Origin of the sequence: Mesorhizobium sp. M0496 (assembly GCF_040321205.1) — a bacterium.
GTDB lineage: Bacteria > Pseudomonadota > Alphaproteobacteria > Rhizobiales > Rhizobiaceae > Mesorhizobium.
Genome location: NZ_JAMYRC010000064.1, coordinates 1 through 19,878, shown reverse-complemented (window position 1 = coordinate 19,878; position 19,878 = coordinate 1). Strand labels below are relative to the sequence as shown.

The 19,878-nt window shown below is 63.5% G+C and carries 13 protein-coding genes; 4 read left to right on the top strand and 9 right to left on the bottom strand.

Annotated features, from left to right (window positions below; all coding sequences use genetic code 11):
* Nucleotides 1-25: 25 nt before the first annotated feature.
* Both NKI73_RS31410 and NKI73_RS31405 read right to left on the bottom strand, forming a co-directional pair.
* On the bottom strand, nt 26-475 hold the full coding sequence (locus tag NKI73_RS31410) for an RrF2 family transcriptional regulator (protein ID WP_136622569.1): 450 nt from the start codon (nt 473-475) through the stop codon (nt 26-28).
* A gap of 255 nt (nt 476-730) precedes the next feature.
* Nucleotides 731-1,717 (bottom strand): sulfate ABC transporter substrate-binding protein, encoded by a 987-nt coding sequence (locus tag NKI73_RS31405; protein ID WP_352635687.1) that lies wholly within the window; start codon nt 1,715-1,717, stop codon nt 731-733.
* Between the two features lie 243 nt (nt 1,718-1,960).
* Here NKI73_RS31405 and NKI73_RS31400 point away from each other — a divergent pair, with 243 nt between their 5' ends.
* Both NKI73_RS31400 and NKI73_RS31395 read left to right on the top strand, forming a co-directional pair.
* Nucleotides 1,961-2,233, top strand: coding sequence for an antitoxin (locus tag NKI73_RS31400; protein WP_352635706.1), 273 nt, complete (start codon nt 1,961-1,963; stop codon nt 2,231-2,233).
* Nucleotides 2,233-2,631, top strand: coding sequence for a type II toxin-antitoxin system VapC family toxin (locus NKI73_RS31395; RefSeq protein WP_352635685.1), 399 nt, complete (start codon nt 2,233-2,235; stop codon nt 2,629-2,631). Before NKI73_RS31400 ends, NKI73_RS31395 begins: the two co-directional genes overlap by 1 nt.
* A 14-nt stretch (nt 2,632-2,645) precedes the next feature.
* On the opposite strand, the gene NKI73_RS31390 is transcribed toward NKI73_RS31395, so the two are convergent.
* From NKI73_RS31390 to NKI73_RS31360, 7 genes are all read right to left on the bottom strand, one after another.
* Complete coding sequence (locus NKI73_RS31390) at nt 2,646-3,686, bottom strand: sulfate/molybdate ABC transporter ATP-binding protein (RefSeq protein WP_352635683.1); 1,041 nt, start codon at nt 3,684-3,686, stop codon at nt 2,646-2,648.
* Nucleotides 3,687-3,699: 13 nt separating this feature from the next.
* Nucleotides 3,700-4,584, bottom strand: coding sequence for a sulfate ABC transporter permease subunit CysW (cysW, locus tag NKI73_RS31385; protein ID WP_352635681.1), 885 nt, complete (start codon nt 4,582-4,584; stop codon nt 3,700-3,702).
* On the bottom strand, nt 4,577-5,428 hold the full coding sequence (gene cysT / locus NKI73_RS31380) for a sulfate ABC transporter permease subunit CysT (RefSeq protein ID WP_352635679.1): 852 nt from the start codon (nt 5,426-5,428) through the stop codon (nt 4,577-4,579). The genes cysW and cysT overlap by 8 nt, the downstream gene beginning before the upstream one ends.
* Nucleotides 5,429-5,450: 22 nt before the next feature.
* Nucleotides 5,451-6,479, bottom strand: a complete 1,029-nt coding sequence (locus tag NKI73_RS31375) for a sulfate ABC transporter substrate-binding protein (RefSeq protein WP_352635678.1) — start codon at nt 6,477-6,479, stop codon at nt 5,451-5,453.
* Between the two features lie 222 nt (nt 6,480-6,701).
* Nucleotides 6,702-7,460, bottom strand: coding sequence for a M15 family metallopeptidase (locus tag NKI73_RS31370; RefSeq protein WP_352635676.1), 759 nt, complete (start codon nt 7,458-7,460; stop codon nt 6,702-6,704).
* Nucleotides 7,461-7,665: 205 nt separating this feature from the next.
* Nucleotides 7,666-9,756, bottom strand: coding sequence for a penicillin-binding protein 1C (pbpC, locus tag NKI73_RS31365; RefSeq protein ID WP_352635674.1), 2,091 nt, complete (start codon nt 9,754-9,756; stop codon nt 7,666-7,668).
* Between the two features lie 216 nt (nt 9,757-9,972).
* Nucleotides 9,973-15,453 carry an alpha-2-macroglobulin family protein gene (locus tag NKI73_RS31360; RefSeq protein WP_352635672.1) on the bottom strand — a complete coding sequence of 1,827 codons (5,481 nt, stop codon included), beginning with the start codon at nt 15,451-15,453 and terminating at the stop codon, nt 9,973-9,975.
* A 272-nt stretch (nt 15,454-15,725) separates the two neighbouring features.
* On the opposite strand from NKI73_RS31360, the gene NKI73_RS31355 reads away from it, so the two are divergent.
* Together NKI73_RS31355 and NKI73_RS31350 are read left to right on the top strand one after the other, a co-directional pair.
* The gene (locus tag NKI73_RS31355; protein ID WP_352635671.1) at nt 15,726-17,654 is read left to right on the top strand and encodes an autotransporter assembly complex protein TamA; all 1,929 of its coding nucleotides are present in this window, start codon (nt 15,726-15,728) and stop codon (nt 17,652-17,654) included.
* 2 nt (nt 17,655-17,656) lie between these two features.
* Nucleotides 17,657-19,878, top strand: a 2,222-nt coding sequence (locus NKI73_RS31350) for a translocation/assembly module TamB domain-containing protein (RefSeq protein WP_502909635.1), incomplete at its 3' end; no start/stop codon positions are given.

Sequence of the window (19,878 nt, the reverse complement as noted above, 5' to 3'; positions counted from 1 at the left end):
CAAACGCGGTGCATTTGGCATTGCTCTAGATCTGCGACGTCAGTTCGACCGGGAAATCATCATTGTCGGCGTCGCGCATGGCGGCAAGGCTGCGATTGTCCAGCACTTCGGCGATCGCCTGCCGCACTTCCAGCATCATGTGCCGGACCTGGCAGGTCGCCTCATCGCAGTCGTCACAGCGCTGATACTGCGTGCGGCTGGCGCAGGGGATCGGTGCCAGCGGCCCGTCAAGCACGCGCACGACATGGCCGATCTTGATTTCGGAGGCGGGCCGGGCGAGGCGATAGCCGCCTTCCTTGCCCTTGCGGCTCTGGACGAAGCCTGCATTGCGCAACTCGCCCAGGATGGCATCGAGGAATTTCTTCGGGATGTTGTTGGCCACCGCGATGTCGTTGACGAAGGCCAGTTGGCCCACCGGCAGGCCGGACAGATGCACGAGGGCCTTGAGGCCGTATTTGCCTTTTTTTGTCAGCATGCCCAGATTAACCCATTGAAGCCCCAACCACTCGCATCTGGCGACTGTTTGTGTGCAAATAATGACGTTTTCGCCGCGTGATGATATTTCGCGAAAACAAGCCGCCGAATGGCACGTTAGGCACAAACACGTTGATTCTTTGTAACGTTTTGCATTGACGACGCCGATATTCCGCTGAAAACCGGGTTGCCGGCGCATAAACGAAAAAAGCCGGCAAAGCGCCGGCTCCCTCGCGTACCCCGGATGTTGCTGCCGTCAGCGGCTGCCGTAAGTCTGGTCGAGCAGGCCGCCGGCAGCGAAATGCTCCTTCTGCACCTTGTCCCAGCCGCCGAAGACGTCTTCCACCGTCAAAAGGCGGACATCGGGAAACTGGGCTTTGTATTTGGCCTCCACTGCTGCATCGCGGACCCGGGTGCCGTTCTGGGCAAGGATGTCCTGGCCCTCCGGCGTGTAGAGGAAGTCGAGATAGGTCTTTGCCAGTTCGCGCGTGCCATGCTCGTCGGCGACCTTGTCGACGATCGCGACCGGAAATTCGGCGAGCAGGCTGACCGAGGGTGTGACCTGCTCGAATTTGTCGTCGCCATACTCCTTGCGGATGCCACGCGTCTCGGACTCGAAGGTGATCAGCACGTCGCCGATCTCGCGCTGCACGAAGGTGGTGGTCGCAGCGCGGCCGCCGGTGTCGAAGATCGGCACGTTGTTGAACAGCTTGGTAATGAACTCCTTCACCTTGGCGTCGTCGCCCTTGAAAACTTCCTTGGCATAGGCGGTAGCCGCCAGATAGGTATAGCGCGCATTGCCGGAGGTTTTCGGGTTGGGGAAGATCACCTGCACGTCGTCGCGCACGAGATCGTTCCAGTCCTTGATGTGCTTGGGGTTGCCGGCGCGTACCAGGAAGGACGGCAGCGAATAGAAGGGCGAGGCGTTGTCGGGGAAATCCTTCTGCCAGTCGGCCGAGACAAGGCCCTTCTTGACCAGGAAGTCGATGTCGGTGACCTGGTTGAAGGTAACGACATCGGCGCCAAGGCCCTCGGCGATGGCGCGCGCCTGTGCCGAAGTGCCGGCATGCGACTGGTCGACGGTGACGCCCGGATGTTGCGCGATGAAGGCTTTGTTGACCTGCACGAACAATTCGCGGCCGACATCATAGGACGCGTTGAGCAGTTTGTCGGCCGACCAGGCCTGGGAGGATGCGAGGAACAGGCCGGCGACGGTGGCGACGCCAAGGAAAAATCGCTTCATGAAACAGGCTCCGATGCAATGCGTTATGCTGGGCGTTATGCTGGGACCATAGCCGTGGCGCATCATGCGCGACGAGGCACGCACCGTAGCTTCATGGCCTTGCCGCGAGAAAAGATATCGCTGAAATGGGCAGTTATTGGAATTCTGTTCCAATGGATGGCTGTCGTCGTCGTAGTTTTTCTGCGCCTTGTACCGCAGCGTCGTATGGCATATACAAATGGCATATACAATGGAGCCGCGACCATGCCCCAGGATCGGCATTCGCCAACACCGCCGAAGGAGGCGAAGCTGTTTCGCAACAATCGCAGCCAGGCGGTGCGCATTCCCGTCGAGTTCGAACTTCCAGGTGATAAGGTCCTAATCAGTCGCGAAGGCGACCGCCTTGTCATCGAGCCGGTTCGCAAACCCGGCCTCACCGCGCTGCTCGCTCAATGGGCGAAAGAGCCGCCGCTCGGTCCTGAGGACGACTTCCCCGAGATCGACGACGCGCCGATCAAATCCGAGGAAATTTTCTGATGCGGTTCATGCTGGACACGAACATCATCAGCGACATGATCCGAAACCCCGCTGGCAAGGCCGCAAGTGCAATGGCGCGCGCGGGAGATGCCGCCGTGTGCACCAGCATCGTAGTCGCCGCGGAATTGCGATATGGCTGCGCCAGGAAAGGGTCGGCCAAGCTGCTGAGGAAAATCGAGGAACTGCTGGCCGAGATCCCAGTCCTGCCGCTCGATGTACCGGTAGATGCCGAATATGGCGCCCTTCGCGCCGAGATGGAAAGCGCTGGCCAGACCATTGGCCACAATGACCTTTTTATTGCTGCCCACGCTTGCGCGCTGGGCACTACGCTGGTGACCGCCAATACGGGAGAGTTCAACCGGATCAAAGACTTGAAGGTCGAGAACTGGCTGGAATAGCGCTCGACAGAGTATCAAGCCGCCGGAAACAGCTTCCAGCGTCCGGGACGGAACGCCACCCGGCTTTTCTGTGCCGCCGGGTGATCGACCGGCAATTCGATTTCGACCCGCTGGCGCTCGCCGCCAATCTCGAGTTCCACCCGGCGCGTGCCGGCGACACGCCGGCTGGCGGCGACCGTGCCGGCGATGCAGCCGCTGCAGCCGTCCAGCAATTCGACATCGTGCGGGCGGAAGTAAAGCATCGCATCGCCCGAGGGCTCGTTGGGCGCGGCAAGCCCGATCGGACGGTCGGCAAGCCAGATCTCGCCATTCTCGACCTTGACGGGAAGCGAACTCGATTCACCGATGAAGCCGTAGACGAAGGGCGAGTTCGGCGTGTCGTAGATGTCGTCGGCGGTGCCGACCTGCTCGATGCGGCCTTGGCTCATCACCACAACGCGGTCGGCAAGTTCCAGCGCCTCTTCCTGGTCGTGGGTGACGAAGACGGTTGTGTGGCCGGTGGCGTCATGGATTTCGCGCAGCCAGCGGCGCAACTCCCGGCGCACCTGCGCGTCGAGCGCGCCGAACGGCTCGTCGAGCAGCAGCACCTTGGGCTCGATCGCCATGGCGCGCGCCAGCGCCACGCGCTGCCGCTGGCCGCCGGAGAGCTGTGCCGGATAGCGCTTCTCCAGCCCCGAAAGCTGGACGAGATCGAGCAGCTCGGAGGCGCGGCGGCGGATCTCCTGCGCCGGAGGGCGCGACGGCCCGTGCCGGACCTTCAGGCCGAAGCCGATATTGTCGGCCACCGTCATGTGCCGGAACAGCGCATAGTGCTGGAAGACGAAGCCGACATTGCGGTCCTGGATCGACTTTTGCGAGGCGTCCTCGTCGCCGAAGAAGATATTTCCCCGCGTCGGCAGCTCCAGTCCCGCGATCAGCCTGAGCAGCGTCGTCTTGCCGGATCCGGACGGGCCCAGCAACGCGATCAGCTCGCCCGACTTGATGTCGAGCGACACGTCGTGAAGGGCCGGAAACCGGTCAAATTCCTTGCGCACGTTGGCAACGCGAACTTCCATGCAAACCCCTCTATCAGTGTCCGCGCGTCGCGGCGATCTCGGCGCCGTAGCGCATCTCGAGCAGTGTTTTCAAGACCAGCGTGACGAGCGCCAGGCCCGCAAGCAATGAAGCGACGGCAAAAGCGCCGACGGCGTTGTACTCGTTATAGAGGATTTCGACATGCAACGGCATGGTGTTGGTCAGGCCGCGTATATGGCCCGACACCACGGAGACCGCGCCGAACTCACCCATGGCACGCGCATTGCACAGGAGCACGCCGTAGAGCAGCCCCCATTTGACGTTGGGCAAGGTCACGTACCAGAAGGTCTGCCAGCCATTCGCGCCGAGCGAAAGGGCTGCTTCCTCGTCGCCATTGCCCTGTTCCTGCATCAGCGGGATCAGCTCGCGGGCGACGAAGGGGAAGGTGACAAAGACGGTGGCCAGCACGATGCCCGGCACGGCAAACAGAATGACGATGCCATGCGCGTTCAGCCAGGTGCCGAGCAGACCCTGGGCGCCGAACAAAAGCACATAGACCAGGCCCGAAATGACGGGCGAGACCGAGAAGGGCAGATCGATCAGCGTGGTCAGGAAGGCCTTGCCCTTGAACTCGAACTTGGCGATCGCCCAGGCGGCGGAGATGCCGAAGACGATGTTGAGCGGCACCGAGATCGCCGCCACCAGCAGGGTCAGCCGGATCGCCGAGCGCGTGTCGGCGTCACTCAGCGATTGCGTATAGGCACTGACGCCTTTTGCCAGCGCCTCGTGGAAGAGGACGATCAGCGGCAGGAGCAGAAAGATGCCAAGGAAAGCGAAGACGATGGCCATCAGGATGGCTTGCGCCGGCCGGCTCTCGGTCACCGCCGCCGAGCGGCTCTCATGATAGGGTTCGTAGGATTTGATCTCGGGATCAGCCATAGCGCTTGCGACTCCATGACTGTGCGAGATTGACGATCAAAAGCATCAAGAACGACAAAAACAGCATGACCGCCGCGATCGCGGTCGCTGCCGGATAATTGTATTCCTCCAGCCGGATGACGATCAGAAGCGGCGCGATCTCGGACTTGTAAGGCAAATTGCCGGCGATGAAGATGACCGAGCCGTATTCGCCGACGCCGCGCGCGAAGGCCAGCGAAAAGCCGGTGATGATGGCCGGCGCCAAGCCCGGAAACAGGATGCGGGTGATGATCTGGAAGCGGCTGGCGCCAAGCGTGGCGGCGGCTTCCTCTACCTCCTTGTCGATCTCCTCCATGATCGGCTGCACGGTGCGCACGACAAAGGGCAGGCCGATGAAGATCAGCGCGATGACGATACCGAGCGGCGTATAGGCGACCTTGATGCCAAGCGGCATCAGCAATTTGCCGATCCAGCCGTTCGGCGCATAGAGCGTGGTCAGCGCGATGCCGGCCACCGCCGTCGGCAGCGCGAAGGGCAGGTCGACCATGGCATCGACGATGCGGCGGCCGGGAAAGCGGTAGCGCACCAGCACCCAGGCGACGAGCGTGCCGAAGACGACGTTGACGCCAGCCGCGATGAAGGCGGTGCCGAAGCTGATTTCAAGCGCGTTGATGGTGCGACGGTCGGTGGCGATCGCCCAGAACTCGGGCCAGCCAAGGGCGGCCGAGCGCCAGATCAGCCCGGACAGCGGGATGAGGATGATGAGGGTGAGGTAGGCAAGCGAGAAGCCGAGCGTCAATCCGAAACCCGGAATGACACTCGGCTGTCTGAACCGCCACCCCGCCTGCGCGGGTGCTATGGTCATATCGTCCTGATCTAGATTTAGCTCACTGGGCCGGCTTGTAGATCTGGTCGAATATACCACCATCGCCGAAATGATAAGGCTGTGCCTTCTTCCAACCGCCAAAAAGCGGATCGTCGATGGAGATCAGCTTGATTTCAGGTGTCTTGGGCAGATCCGCCGGAGCCACAAGTTCGGGCTTGGCCGGACGATAGTGGTTCTTGGCGATGATCGTCTGCGCTTCCTTGGAATAGAGCCAGCCCAGATAAGCTTCGGCGACCTTGCGCGTGCCCTTGGCGTCGACATTGGCGTCGACAATCGCCACCGGCGGCTCGGCCAGGATCGATGTCGGCGGGTAGACGATGTCGAAATTGTCGGCGCCGAATTCGTCGAGTGCCAGATAGGCATCGTTTTCCCAGCCGATCAGCACATCGCCGATGCCCTTTTGCGCGAAGGTCACGGTCGAGCCGCGAGCGCCGGTGTCGAGCACCGGGGCATTGGCGTAGAGCTTGCCGACGAATTCCTTGTTCTTGGCCTCGTCGCCGCCATCATTGGCGTTGGCGTAAGCCCAGGCGGCGAGGTAGTTCCAGCGTGCACCGCCGGAGGTCTTGGGATTGGGCGTGATCACCTGGACGCCGTCCTTGACGAGGTCGCTCCAGTCGTGGATGCCCTTGGGATTGCCCTTGCGGACAAGGAAGATGATGGTCGAGGTGTAAGGTGCTGAATTGTTTTCAAATTTCTTGCGCCAGTCGGGATTTATCTTCTTCGACTTCGAGACGATCGCATTGATGTCGCCTTCGAGTGCCAGCGTTACCACATCGGCATCGAGGCCGTCGATCACGGCGCGGGCCTGGGCGCCAGATCCGCCATGCGACTGCTGGACGGTGACCGTCTCGCCGGTCTCGGCCTTCCAATGGGCGACGAAAGCTTCGTCATAGGCCCGGTAGAGCTCCCGTGTCGGATCGTACGACACGTTGAGGATGGTGGTATCGGCAAACGCGAAACCGAGCGTGCCGAACTGGACAGATGTGGCGACCAGTGCGCCGAGCAGTTTCCTGAAATGAGGTTTGGTCATTTCTGCCTCCGTTGAACCCACGTCAAATCTACCGAATTGATAGAAATTAGATGCAATCAATGTTGCCTTTTTTGCCCCCTTGGAGAAAATATTAGACGATCTTTCGTCGTATGGAGAAATATTTTCCTCCTGCGTCTCCGGGACGAATCCATGCCGGCCACCCCAGCCTATTTAGAAATGAGCAGTGCCGAGGCAAGGCCGTGTGGAATTTAGTCCGGCGCCTCAATCGGCGGTGACGGGAAAGTCGAAACGCTCCTTGGCAAACGGTTCGTTCGCCAGCGTGAAGTGCCACCATTCGCGTGCATAGTTCTTGAAACCGCCGGTGCGCATGGCCTCGACAAGCATCTTGCGGTTTGCCGCCGCTTCACCGGCGAGGCCGCGGTGGGCGGTTTCGCTCTTCGGGTCGAAGCAGTCGAAGCCAGTGCCGAAATCGAGCGTGTCGGCATCAACGGTGCCGCAGGTCGGGTTTAGGCTGGACTTGAGGTCCGTTCGGGCGAGGGCGACATCGACGGTCGAGCCACGTGAATGGGTCGATAGTTCACCGACATAGCCCTTGGCGATGAGGTCGCCGCGCCTGACCTTCGGATACCATTGCGGATCGGGTGGCCCGCCTTGTCTCGTCCATTCGCCCATGTCGGCGACGGCTCGGGCAGGGCGGTAGCAGTCGAACACGACCAGCGTCAGGCTTTTGGCGACGATCGCCTTCTGGACGGCGGCAAGGGCTTCCGCCGCTTGTCTGGTGAGAATGCAGACCGGCGCTTCATAGCCATCGGCCTTGCGATGCAGGAAGTTTTCGACGCCGGCATAGCGGATGTCCTGGCGGATCGAGGGGGCGACATCGGCGAGCCGGACAAAGCCGGCGGGCAGGGCGTCGGCGAAAGCGGGTAGAGGGATTGCGGCGACAAGGATTGTTGCTGCCAGTGCTGAGGCTAACAACGGTCGAGGATTGCGCGAGGCACCCCCCTCTGCCCTGCCGGGCATCTCCCCCGCATGGGGGGAGATCGGCAGGTTTGCCGTTGCGTATTGTCTTTGACAGTTGGCGAAAGCGGAAAGGAAATCCGATCTCCCTCCTTGCGGGGGAGATGGCCGGCAGGCCAGAGGGGGGTGCCTCGGAACAGGCATGGGTGAATATCCTGCTATCTGCCGAGCGCCCGGAAAGCCAATTCGATGAATCGCTTGGCTCGGTCTATTCGACGAACACCTTCACACTCGCCGCACGCCCCGCGGCGTCGATTACCGTCAGCGTCGAATAGCCGGCGCCGTCAGGTTGCCAGGTCGCGGTGCGGCGACGGTCGATGCCGGTGAGCGGCTTGCCGTTGGCCAGCCAGCGGAACGGCGCGCGCCCGCCTTGCAGCTTCAGCACCAACGGCGAGGCATCGACCGAGTTGGTGCCGAGATCGACGCGGGCGCCGTCGGGCGGGAAGATGATGGTCGGTGCGGGTTCGGTCACTGTCGCCTGCACCAGGCCGTCCGACCCGGCTCCGAAGCGGGCGAGGGTCACCGGCAGGTCTTCGCGCCTGGGGTTGAACAGACCGGGCGGCTTGCCCGGCAATGGGACGGTGGCCAAGCCCGAGCGCACAAAACCCTCGAAGAGGATGGGAGCGGCCGAGACATAGCCGGACAGGCCGGGCACCGCGCCGGCGTCGGGGCGGCCGACCCAGACACCCAGGACATAGCGGCCGTCGAAGCCGACCGACCACGCGTCGCGGTAGCCGTAGGAGGTGCCGGTCTTGTAGGCGATGCCGCGCTGCAGGGCACCCTCGGGCGGCTTGACGCCCGACAGGATGTCGATGATCTGCCAGTTGGCCTGACCGTCGAGGATGGTGGCGGTGGTGCGCTCTGCATTGGCAGGCTCGGTGCCGTCATGCAGCGTGTGCGTCTTGCCGCCATTGGCGAGCCCTGTGTAGAGCTGGACGAGATCGCGCAAAGTGATCCCAACGCCGCCAAGCCCGATGGCCAGGCCCGGCGCCTCGTTGACCGGCAGCACGGGGCTTACACCGGCCTGACGGAAGCGCGCCATCAGCCGCGTCGGACCGACAGCGTCGAGCACGCGGATCGCCGGCACGTTGAGCGACAGTTGCAGCGCTTGCCGGATGCTGACGTCGCCCTGGTAGCCCATATCGAAATTCTTCGGCCGATAGCCGGAGAAATCGACGGGGCTGTCGTCGATCAGCGTCTCCTGCGCCACCAGGCCCTGTTCGAAGGCAAGACCGTAGATGAACGGCTTCAGCGTCGAGCCGGGCGAGCGGACGATCTTGGTCATGTCGATCCAGCCGGAGCGGCTGGCGTCGAAGAAATTGGCCGAGCCGACTTCGCCGAGGATGTCGCCGGTGCGGGAGTCGGCCAGGACCATGGCGACGGAGAGTCGGGGTCTAAGCTTGGTGGCCGCGTCCCGCGCCACCTGTTCCAGCCCTTCCTGGACGCTCTTGCGGATCGTCAGCTGCAAGGGTTGGCCGGGCACGGCCTTGGGCAACATCGCATAGGCGGCGTGCGGGGCGAGCGCCGGCAAGGTGCGGCGCAGGCCCGCCACGTCGTCGAGGGCGGCACGTGCGGCCTCGCGTTCGCCGAGCAGGCCGGAGGAAACCATGCGGGTCAGCACCCGGTCGCGTGCGGCGTGGGCAATCTTCAGGTTGCGATCGGGCCGCCGCTTTTCCGGCAGCTGCGGTAGAGCGACGAGCAGGGCGGCCTCGGAAACGGTGAGCCGCTTCGGTTCCTTGCCGAAATAGGCCAGCGAGGCGGCGCGCACGCCTTCCAGGTTGCCGCCATAAGGCGCCAGCGTCAGGTAGCGTTCGAGGATCTCGCGTTTCGACAGCCGCCGCTCGATCTGGATGGCGCGCAGCATCTGCTTGATCTTGGAGCCGAGGCTGCGGCTCTCGCGCGGCTCGATCAGCCGTGCAAGCTGCATCGACAGGGTCGAGCCGCCGGAGACGATGTGGCCGCTGGTGGCAAACTGGCCGGCGGCACGGGCCAGAGCCAGCACGTCGACACCCTCATGATCCCAGAAACGCTTGTCCTCATAGGTGACAAGCATGTCGACGAATTGCTTGTCGACCTGGTCGAGCCGGGTTTCGAGCCGCCAGTAGCCGTCCGGCGTGGCGAAGGCGCGCAACAGCTGGCCATCGCGATCCTGGACTTCGGTGGAGACAGTGAGTTCGGCAGGCAGCGGTGGCGGGAAGGCGCGGTCGAGTTCCCGGAGGGAGGCTGCGGAGAGAACGAGAATGCCAATGCAGGAAGCTGCGGCAATGACGGCGCGGCGAAGGTGTTTTCTTGAAAGCATGGCGCCGCCCCTCATTGCCCTGCCGGGCATTTCTCCCCGTATAGAGACGGGGAGAAAGAGGCCTGCATTGAGGATTTCGCCAATTTCCAAAGTTGCAGAACAGGTGCCGACGATCGCGACAGTGCCCTTCTCCCCGTCACTATACGGGGAGAAGGTGCCGGCAGGCGGATGAGGGGCAGCGCCATCGTCCTGTTCATGATCGTCACCATCGGCGCCTTACGGCGCCTTGATCTCCATCATGCCGGTAGCGGTGCGGGCCGAGTATTGCGGCCTGTACATGTCCTCCACCGTTGCCGCCGGGTGCGCATAAGTACCAGGCGTCACCGCACGCACGACATAGGCGAGGGTCAAATTGTGGTCGTGGTCGCCGTCGGCCGGGTTGAACGCCGCGACGAAACGGTCGTCGCGGAATTCGAGATGGGCCGCATCGGTCTGCGCCAGCCAGGAGAAGTTCGTCAACTGGGCGCTGGAAACCAGGCCCGGATTGTCGATCTCGAAGCCGGCCGGCAACAGGTCGGTGATCAGCAGCCGCGACGGCCATTTGTTCTGCTCGTTGACCTTGAGCACGACGACATAGCGTTCGTTCTGCGTCGCCTCGGTGACGTTGGCTTCGGTGCCATCGAGCTTGTAGTAAGTGCGATCGATGGTGAAGCCGTCGCCGCCGGCTGGCAGGGGCTGGATCGGCGACGCCACGGTGGTGACGACGGTCTGCAGCGGGGTTTTGCCGGTGTTGGCGATGGTCAGCGGGCTGTCTATCAGGTCACTGCCGTCGACCTGGTTGGAATAGCCGCCGGAGTGCGCGGCGCCATTGACGGTCAGCGTGATCGTATCGTTGCCTTCCTTCAGCGCGCGGGCAGCCAGCAGCATCCAGGATTCGTCCTGGGTGCTGGTCCAGCGGGCTTCGGCGCGTTCCCTGGTTACCAGCTTGATTAGCTCCGGCACGATCGTCGGCACCGGCTTCGATTCCGCCGCCAGCGCCAGCATCGCCGCGCCGTCACGCAGCCGCGAGCCGTAGTCGGAGCGGTAGTAGTCGTAGTCGGTGGTCGACTTGGCGAGTTGCAGGGCTGTCTTGAACGTCGCTTCGGCGCGCGGCGTGTCGCCGTAGAGCGCCAGGCTCGCCGCCAATTGGGCAACGGCCATCGGGCTTGAGAACGCTTCGAGCTGGGTGTCCGCGTAGTAGCGCAGATCGCCGATCGAGGCCTTCTTGTTGCGGGCCAGCACGTAGAGGGCGTAGGCAATCTCGCTGCCACGGTCCTGTACGCTCTGGTCGTAGCCGATCGAGTTCTGCAGATTGCTCAGCGCCTGGTTCATGGCCAGGCTCGGCACGTCGTATTTCTGCTCGCGCGCCCTGGTCAGGAAGTCGCTGACATAGGCATCGAGCCACAGATCGCCGGAGCCCGGACCCCACAGGCCGAAGCTGCCGGCCGAGGCCTGGTAGCTCAGAACCTTGTAGATGGCGTCCTGGATGCGGCCATGGATGTCGGGGTCGCTGGCCATGCCGATGCCGGCCGCCAACTCATTGACGTAGAGAAGCGGCATGGCGCGGCTGGTGGTCTGCTCGGCGCAGCCATAGGGGTAGCGGTCGAGCGTCATCAACAGCGACGGCACGTCGAAGGCGGCGGCCTGGGAAACGCCGACGCTGACGGAAGCGCCGTCAAGCAGGCTTGCTGCCAGCAGTTCCTTGTCGACGCGCAGCGCGCCGCCATTGCCCTTGAGGTCGACCACCAGCCGGGTGGTGACCGGCAATTGCGCCGGACGCACCGGCACATAGAGCGTCTGCTCGACCTTGGTGCCGTCGGCATGGGCGAGCTTGATGGTGAGCGAGGCATTGCCAGCCGTCTGCGCGATCAGCGGCACGGTCAGCGTCTGGCGCTTGCCCTGGGCGAGCGTCAGCTTCTGGGGCAGGGGCTTGTCGCCCGTTGACAGGTCGCCCGTGGTTTCGATCGACAGCGCATAGTCGCCGGTAGGGCCGTCGGTGTCGGCGACATCGAGGCGCATGACGGCGGCGTCACCAGGCGCCAGGAAGCGCGGCAAGCCGGCGGTGATGACTATGGGATCGCGCACGATGACGTCGGACTGGGCATGGCCGACCGCGTCCTTGGTCCAGGCGACGGCCATGACGCGCACGGTGCCGTTGAACTGTGGAATGTCGAAGTCGATCCGCGCCTTGCCGTCGGCATCGAACTCGACGGGACCGGAGAAGAAGGCGACCAGCTTTTCGGTCGGCGGGCTGCCTTGCGCCTGCATGTTGGCGCCGTCGCCGCCGGTCCTGAGCTTGCCGGTGTTGCCAAGCGAGCCGTCGATCAGGCGACCGTAGATGTCGCGGATTTCCATGCCCAGCATACGCTGGCCGAAGAACCAGTTCTCCGGATCGGGTGCCTTGTAATTGGTCAGGTTGAGGATGCCGACATCGACGGCGGCAACCATGACATAGGCATTGCTGCCCGGCTGCACGCCGGCGACCGAAACCGGGATCGACAGCTGCTGGCGCGGCATGGTCTTGTCCGGCGGCGTCAAGGTGATGGCGAGCTTCTTCGAGCCCGGATCGACCTTCAGCCATTTCACGCCGATGGCGCGCGCCGGCATGCGCGTTTCCTGCGCCTCGCCCGGCCGGAACAGGGTTGCTGTGACATAGGCGCCGGCGCCCCAGTCGTCGCCGACCGGGATATCGACGGTGCTGCCGCCGGCCGGCACCGACGCCGTGACGGTCTTCAACAGCTTGTCGGAGCCGATGTTGATCAAGAGTTCGCCGGCAAAATGCGGCGAGACTTTCAGCTTGGCCACTTCGCCGGCGGCATAGGTGTCCTTGTCGAGGGCGATCTCGAGGCCGTCAGGCGTTTCGGTGGTGGTCGAGGAGACATACCAGCCTGCGTCGAATTCGTAGCTGGTCGCCGGTCCCTCGGGATCCGATGTCTCGACCTCGAGCCGGTACTGGCCCCAATCGACCGGGACGGAGACGGTTGCGTCGCCGTCGGCGTTGAGGTCGACTTGGCCGTTGGCGATCGACTTGGTGAAGCTGACCGGCTCGTAGTTCCAGGAATTGTTGGAGCGGTACCACTGGTAATTGCGTTCGACCTTGACCAGCGTCCATAGCGCGCCTTTCAGCGCCTCGCGCTTGCCGTCGGGATCGACAGCGATCAGGCTGAACTTAGCGGTGCCGCCCTGCGGCACTTCATTGTCGGCGAAGTCCGGGCGGATGCCGATCATATGGCCTTGCGGGCGGATGCCGATGTTGAGTGAACGCTCGATGGCGCGGCCACCGGTTTCGCGCATCCTGACCGTCACCTTGGCGTCGACCAGCTTGGTGGTAGAGGGCAGCTGCTCGACGGAGACCGGGAAGGTCACCTTGCCGTCATCGCCAACCACCGGCAGATCGGCGAGGGGGGTAACAGTGGGTTCTGCGGACTGCTCGTCTGCGAGGCCGAAGGAAAAGCCCTGGAAACGGTCCCAGTCGCGCGAGGTCGACAGCGTCAGCTCGCCTTCCAGCGCCAGGCCCGCTGCCGGCGCGCCGTAGAGAAAGCGGCCGTCAATGTTGATGTTGGCGGTTTCGCCCTGTGCGATCTCCTGCTTGTCGGCCTTCATGTCGAATTCGATGCGATCCGGCACGAAATCCTCGACCAGGAACATCTGGCTGGCTACGGCCGCCTGCTTGGGATCGGTGTAGATCGACACCGACCAAGTGCCGCGCATGGCGTTGGGTTCGAGCGGCAGGTCGACGGCATGGCCGCCGGCAGACGCGCCGTCGCTGACGATGCGGCGGTCCTCGACGCCGTCGGGGCGCGAGAAGATGAAGGTCAGCGGCAGGTTTTCGACCGCCTTGGCGGCGCCGTCGCGGGCAAGGGCCGCGACATGAACATCCTCGCCGGCCCGGTAGATACCGCGCTCGGTCCAGGCATAGACATCGAGCGCGCCTGGCGCTGCGCGTCCGGTAACGCCGCGGTCGGACAGGTCGAAGCCGGCTCGACCCATGTCGAGGAAGACGAAATCATTGTCGCCCTGCTTGGCCATCAGCACGGCCGGCACCATGCCGCCGTCGCCGCGCGTCAGGCCGGGGTTGAAGACGGCATGACCATCGGCATCCGATGTCGCGGTGCCGAGAACCTCATTGTTCCTGGCCACCAGCGTCAGTTCGGCGCCCGAGATCGGCTTGGCGCTGCCCAGCGACCGGGCAAAGACATTGAGCCCATCCTGGCCGGTATAGGTCGACAGGCCGATATCGGAGACGACGAACCATTGCGTGGCCATGGAATTGTAGTCGTCGCTGTTGTCGTTGACGGCCTGGGCGGTCAGCACATAGACGCCCGGCTTGCGCTGCGGCAGCGCCTCGTCGACCGGGAAGGATGTGGTGACCTCCTTGTTGAGATCAGTGGCGATGTCGAGCTGGCCTTGCCAGACCGGCGCGCCCATCTGCTCGGAAATGTTGGAAATGTCATAGCCGTCGAGCTGGTGCAGGAACTGGTAGCCCGACAGAAGCTGGGCCAGCGAGCGGTCGCCGATGCGGTAGAGCTTCATTTCGGCGGCGTTCATGTTGACGGTGACGACCGGAATGCCACGGCGCGCGCCGGCCGGAAGCACGAAGCTGTCGCCGGTGAAGCGGGCGGACGGTGCGCGGTCCTGAACATAGATCGACAGCACCACGGGGGCCGCGGTCACTTCGCCGATGGCCGCTGGCAGGCCGGCGCGGAAGGTGACGTCGTAATGCTGGCCGTGCTCCAGCCCTTCGACGCAGATCTGCTTGTCCTTGGCCTCGACGCCCTTGGGCGGCGCATTGTCGACGGTGACGAACTGCGCGTAATCGACGCCGGTCTTGACCAGATCCTCGGAGAATTGCGCGCATATACGCGGCGCGCTGGTGTCGGCATCGACCGTGTGGTCGATGACGCGGAAACCCTTGCGCGCCTTGAGATCGGCATAGTCGGCCTGGACGGCGGGCGAAGGGTTCAGGGCAAGGCTGGCTTCATAAGCCTGCAGCGCCGGCCGGTAGAGGTCGCGCTTGTCAAGGCCGTTGCCGAGCAGCGCCAGCACTTCGGCGCGCGTCTTGGCGGTGCGCAGCAGCTTGTAGGCATTGAATGCGGCGGAGGTGCCGTTTGCCGGCAAAGTGGAGGCATCGGAGGTGTTGGCGGCAGGCTGCACGGCCAGTGTTTCACGCGCCAGGTTGAGCCAGAGCTGGCCGTCATCGGGCATGACAGACACGGCGCCTTCGTATCTCAGCATGGCGGAGCGGTGGTCGCCGGTAAGCACCGATTGCTCGGCGGCATTCGTCAGCGCGGTCAGCCCTTCGGTCGGCTTGATGTAGGCCGGACCCAACAACTTGTTGCGGTATTGCTGGGCCTGATCGGCCATCCAGTTGGGGAAGAAGGCGAGTTCAGGCGGCGCGCCGATATCGGGATCGCCATCGATGTTGACGACCTTGCCGCCGATCGCGCCGTTGAACGGCTTCAGTTGATTGTAGTCGGATTTGAGAAAGCACCATTTGGCTTTGTTGTTGTAGGTGAAGGCGCGGCAGGCCGGATCGCCCAGACATGTCGTCTTGCACTGGTCGAGCGTCACATTCTGGTCGGATCTGAGATCGAAGCCGAAATAATCGGAATTGTCCGTCGTCGCAATTCGCCGGGCCTCAGTCGCTTGCGCGATACCGCTCCAGGCAAAAAACAGAAGAATCAGGATCGACAGACCACGAGCCGCGCGCATTGCCATAACACCCCTCCAGACACAGCTGACGTCCAGGCATGATCAAGCTTCAGTCAGGCTTGTCAACACAAGGACGCGGCAGGGTTCCGCCTGCCAACGGTTTCCTTTCCGGCCGATGGCCGGTAGTACCTCCATAGGACAGGGGATCACGCTTTCTTGCGGCAACGCAAAAGGTGTGAATTCCAAGCCCGTCCTATTTCAGACAATTGGATTGTGGCCCCTTTACGAGCGCTTCAGAACTTCATTCCAATTTTAGTTTTATAACCTAGGTTGTCTTAATGCCGGCGCATGAAGAGCAGATGTCAGGAGGTGGCGCGCCAGGGCGTGTGCTTCCGCGCGCCCTGCTTTTGGCCATGATCTGCTCGAGCGCGCTGGTCGCCGAATCGCGGCCAGTGGCCGCTTTCGAGCTTTTCGGCATCAAGCTGTGGGGATCGTCCAGCGACGAGGATGCCGACATCGTCGATCCCCTGCGCTATGCGGTCACCATCAACGCCCCCGACGCCGACAAGGATCTGGTCAAGAAGCTCGAAAACGCCTCGACGCTGAAAAGTGACGAGGAACGTCCGGTTTCCGGTTCGCTCGGGCTGATGGCCAAGGCGCGCAGCGATCGCGAACAGCTGGTCGCCGCGCTCTATGCCGATGCACGCTACGAAGGCGTCGTCACCGTCACCATCGACGGCAAGTCGCTCGACGATCTGCCGCCGGACGCCGAATTCAAGGGCCCACAGCCGGTCCCGGTGGTCATCGACATTGCCAGCGGGCCGAAATTCACCTTGGGCAATATCAGGCTGCAAGGCGACGCGGCGGGGCTGATGAGCGCCGATTATGGCTTGATATCAGGCGGCGATGCCGGGTCCGGCGCCGTTCTCAAGGCCGAGGCACTGATCGTGCGGACGCTGAAAGAGCAGGGAAGGCCGCTGGCCAAGGTGACGGACCGGCAAATCGTCGCCGACCATGCGACTTCGACGCTGGACGTGACGCTGACGGTCGCCGCTGGGCCGGTGGCCGGCTACGGCCCGACCACGGTGGAAGGCACCGAGAAGGTCGACCGCGACTTCACCGAATACATGACGGGCCTCAAGCGCGGCCGGCAATACTCGCCGCAAGAGATCGACGATGCGCGCGACCGGCTGCTGGCGCTAGAGGTCTTCAACAGCGTAACGTTCAAGGAAGCCGACACGCTCGATGCCGACGGCAACATTCCGATCGGCGTCCAGGTCAGCGAGCGAAAGCCGCGTTATTTCGGCGTCGGCGGCACCTTTTCCAACACCGAGGGGTTGGGCCTGGAAGGCTATTGGGGCCACCGCAACCTGTTCGGCCGGGCCGAGAAGCTGCGCATCGACGGCGCCATCAGCGGCATCGGCAGCAATGACCTCGGCGAACTCAACTACAATGCCGGCATTATGTTCGAAAAGCCGGGCGTGATCGGGCCGGCATCGAAGTTCTTCGCCAGCGTCAAGACCGTGCTCGAACATCCGGACGCCTATGACCATTTCTCGATCAAGGGCAGCACTGGCCTGTCCTACGAGTTGACCAAGAAGCAGACGGTTTCCGCGGAAGTCGCACTCGACTATTCCCGCATCCACGACGCATTCGGCAAGCACAAGTACCTGATCGCCAGCATTCCGCTGCAATATGTCTATGACAACCGGGACAACCGGCTGAACCCGACCAGCGGCTTCCGTGTGCTGGCCTATGCGGAGCCCAGCTACGACATTTTGAGCGGCGCGGCCTTCCTCAAGCTGAAGGGCGAGGGATCGGCCTATCAGTCGCTGGATTCGGCCTCGAAGTTCGTGCTGGCCGAACGTGTCGCCATTGGTTCGATCGTCGGCACCAGCCTTGAAAATGTGCCGGCCGACCGACGCTTCTATTCCGGCGGTGGCGGTTCGGTGCGCGGCTATGCCTATCAGGGCATTGGCCCCAAGGATTTCACCGGCCAGCCGATCGGCGGTCTGTCGCTCTTCGAGACCTCGGTCGAAATGCGCATCGCCGTCACCGACACGATCGGCATCGTGCCGTTCGTCGATGCCGGCACCGTGTCGACCAAATCGTTTCCCGATTTCTCCGACGTCAAGGTCGGCGCCGGCGTTGGCCTGCGCTATGTCACCCCATTCGGGCCGCTGCGCATCGACGCCGCCGTGCCGCTCAACCGCGATCCGGGCGACCCGCATTTCGGCATCTATGCCGGCATCGGACAGGCGTTTTGACGATGAAGACGGTCTGGCGCATCCTTCGCATTGTCCTTTACACGGTGCTGATCGTGGTCGCTGGAGCGATCGGTGCGCTGGTCGTGCTGACCAAGACCGAGCGTGGACGCGACAATCTCGCCGGCATCATCTCGCGCCTGGCATCGAGCGACGACCGCAAGATCACGGTCAGCGGCATAGACGGCATCTGGTCCGGGGCTCTCAGCGTCGACCATGTCGTGCTGGAGGACCGCGAGGGTGCCTGGCTGGTGGCACGCAAGGTGGCCGTCGACTGGTCGCCGCTGGCGCTGCTGTCGAAAAACTTCAGCGCCGACCGCATCGCGGCCGGGCGCATGGAACTTGCCCGGTTGCCGGTGGCGACCACGCAGCCGACGCAGAGCGGCGGCACGACGACACTGCCGGTTTCGCTCGACATCAAGCAGATCGACCTGCCCGAGATCGCGCTGGGGCAAGACCTTGCCGGCAGCGGCATCGCCGAACTTGCAGCCAAGGGTATGTTCAAGGCGGATGCTGCGCCGCTGGCGGTCGAGACGGTGCTTAACGTCACCCGCCGTGATGGCAAGCAGGGCAATGTCGACGCCAAAATCCACTTTGCGCCGGCAGACAACAGGCTCGACCTCGACCTCAAGGCCTCGGAGCCGGCAGGCGGCATCATCGCGAATCTGCTCAAATTGCCTGATACGCCGCCGGTCGACATAATCGTCTCGGGCACGGGACCGCTCGCCAACTGGAACGGCATCGGCACGTTCACGGTCGACAGCAAGATCGTCACTCAGCTGACGGGCCGCCACCAACTGACCGACAAGGGAAACTACATAGAGGCCGAGGGGGATGGCGATTTCGCCCGCTTCCTGCCGGAGAATTTGAAGCCGCTGTTTGCCGGCAAGACAAGTTTCGATGTCGCGGGTACCGCCACATCGGCCGGCGGCGTCAGTGTCGACCGCGCCAACATCGACAGCGATGCGGTGCATGGCACCGCCACCGGTATCGTCGATCCCGCCGGCGCCAGCGATCTCTCGGTCGAACTCGCCGCCAAGGGCCCGCCTGTCGTCGTCAGCGTGGGAAGCAAGGCGCAACCGATTACGCTGGCGATCAGCAACGCCACCGCCCGCGCGTTCGGTGACGGCAAGGCGCCGATCATCGATATCGGCGCCTCCTTCGTTTCGATCGTCGCCGGTGGTACGCGCTTGGACGATCTGGCGGCGCAGATCCATTCCGACGGTTTCGACATCCAGAATCGCGCCGGGCCGGTCACCGTCAAGCTGGAGGCGGGTGGTCTAAAAACTGACGTGGCGACGCTGGCGCCCTTGATCACCGGCAAGGTCGGTGTCGATCTGGCCGGATCGGTCAGCAAGGATGTCATTGCCATCGACCAGGGCACGCTGCGCTCCGACGCGCTCAATGCCTCGCTGACAGCCACGGTGGCGCTTGCCGATCTGTCGATGCAGCTCAAGATGAACGCGGATGCGGTGGCGACGGCCTTGCCGCCGCAGATCGCCTCGGTGCTCGGCGCCCGGGTGAAATTCTCAGCCACCGCGACGCGCGATCCACAAGGGTCCTTCGCTGCAAACTCGATCGAATTCACCTCCGGTACACTCAGCGCCGCCGGTACCGCCAGCATGCAAGGCACCAACATCCAGGCCGACATCAAGGGCAAACTGGGCGACGTTTCCGTGCTGTCGCCAACGGTCGGCGTGCCGGTTGCCGGCGGCGTCGATTTCGCGCTGTCGGCAAGCGGCGCCATGACGGCGCCGGATTTCACCGTTTCCGCCGACAGCGACAGCCTGACGGCCTCGGGCCGCACGGTGAAGAGCATCAAGCTGACGGCGAGCGGCAAGGCGGACATTGAGAGCCCCGCCGCCAATGTCTCGCTGACCGGCTCCGTCAACGACCAGCCGCTCGACATCAAGGCAGCGCTGGTGACGAGCGAAGGCAAGCGTTCGATCAATGGCTTCCTGGTCTCGCTCGGCGACAACAAGGTCTCGGGCGATCTCGCATTGGACGACAAGTTCATGCCGCTCGGCACGCTGACGTTCGCGGCACCCGCCATCGACCAGTTGGCCGCGCTCGCCGGTCAGTCGATAACGGGCGACATCGACGGCACCATCCGCTTTTCCAAGGAAGGCGACGCACCCTCCGTGGGGGGCGGCGGGGGCAGGCCGTCGAAGCGGTGGCGCGGGGGGGGCGGCGCAGCCCCCACCGGGCCAGGTCAGGTGCGGAGAAC

Bases quoted from the DNA above. Each gene is read 5' to 3' on its own strand.
- NKI73_RS31410 (WP_136622569.1), bottom strand. From the start codon at position 475: ATGCTGACAAAAAAAGGCAAATACGGCCTCAAGGCCCTCGTGCATCTG.
- NKI73_RS31405 (WP_352635687.1), bottom strand. From the start codon at position 1,717: ATGAAGCGATTTTTCCTTGGCGTCGCCACCGTCGCCGGCCTGTTCCTC.
- NKI73_RS31400 (WP_352635706.1), top strand. From the start codon at position 1,961: ATGCCCCAGGATCGGCATTCGCCAACACCGCCGAAGGAGGCGAAGCTG.
- NKI73_RS31395 (WP_352635685.1), top strand. From the start codon at position 2,233: ATGCGGTTCATGCTGGACACGAACATCATCAGCGACATGATCCGAAAC.
- NKI73_RS31390 (WP_352635683.1), bottom strand. From the start codon at position 3,686: ATGGAAGTTCGCGTTGCCAACGTGCGCAAGGAATTTGACCGGTTTCCG.
- cysW (WP_352635681.1), bottom strand. From the start codon at position 4,584: ATGGCTGATCCCGAGATCAAATCCTACGAACCCTATCATGAGAGCCGC.
- cysT (WP_352635679.1), bottom strand. From the start codon at position 5,428: ATGACCATAGCACCCGCGCAGGCGGGGTGGCGGTTCAGACAGCCGAGT.
- NKI73_RS31375 (WP_352635678.1), bottom strand. From the start codon at position 6,479: ATGACCAAACCTCATTTCAGGAAACTGCTCGGCGCACTGGTCGCCACA.
- NKI73_RS31370 (WP_352635676.1), bottom strand. From the start codon at position 7,460: ATGCCCGGCAGGGCAGAGGGGGGTGCCTCGCGCAATCCTCGACCGTTG.
- pbpC (WP_352635674.1), bottom strand. From the start codon at position 9,756: ATGCTTTCAAGAAAACACCTTCGCCGCGCCGTCATTGCCGCAGCTTCC.
- NKI73_RS31360 (WP_352635672.1), bottom strand. From the start codon at position 15,453: ATGGCAATGCGCGCGGCTCGTGGTCTGTCGATCCTGATTCTTCTGTTT.
- NKI73_RS31355 (WP_352635671.1), top strand. From the start codon at position 15,726: ATGCCGGCGCATGAAGAGCAGATGTCAGGAGGTGGCGCGCCAGGGCGT.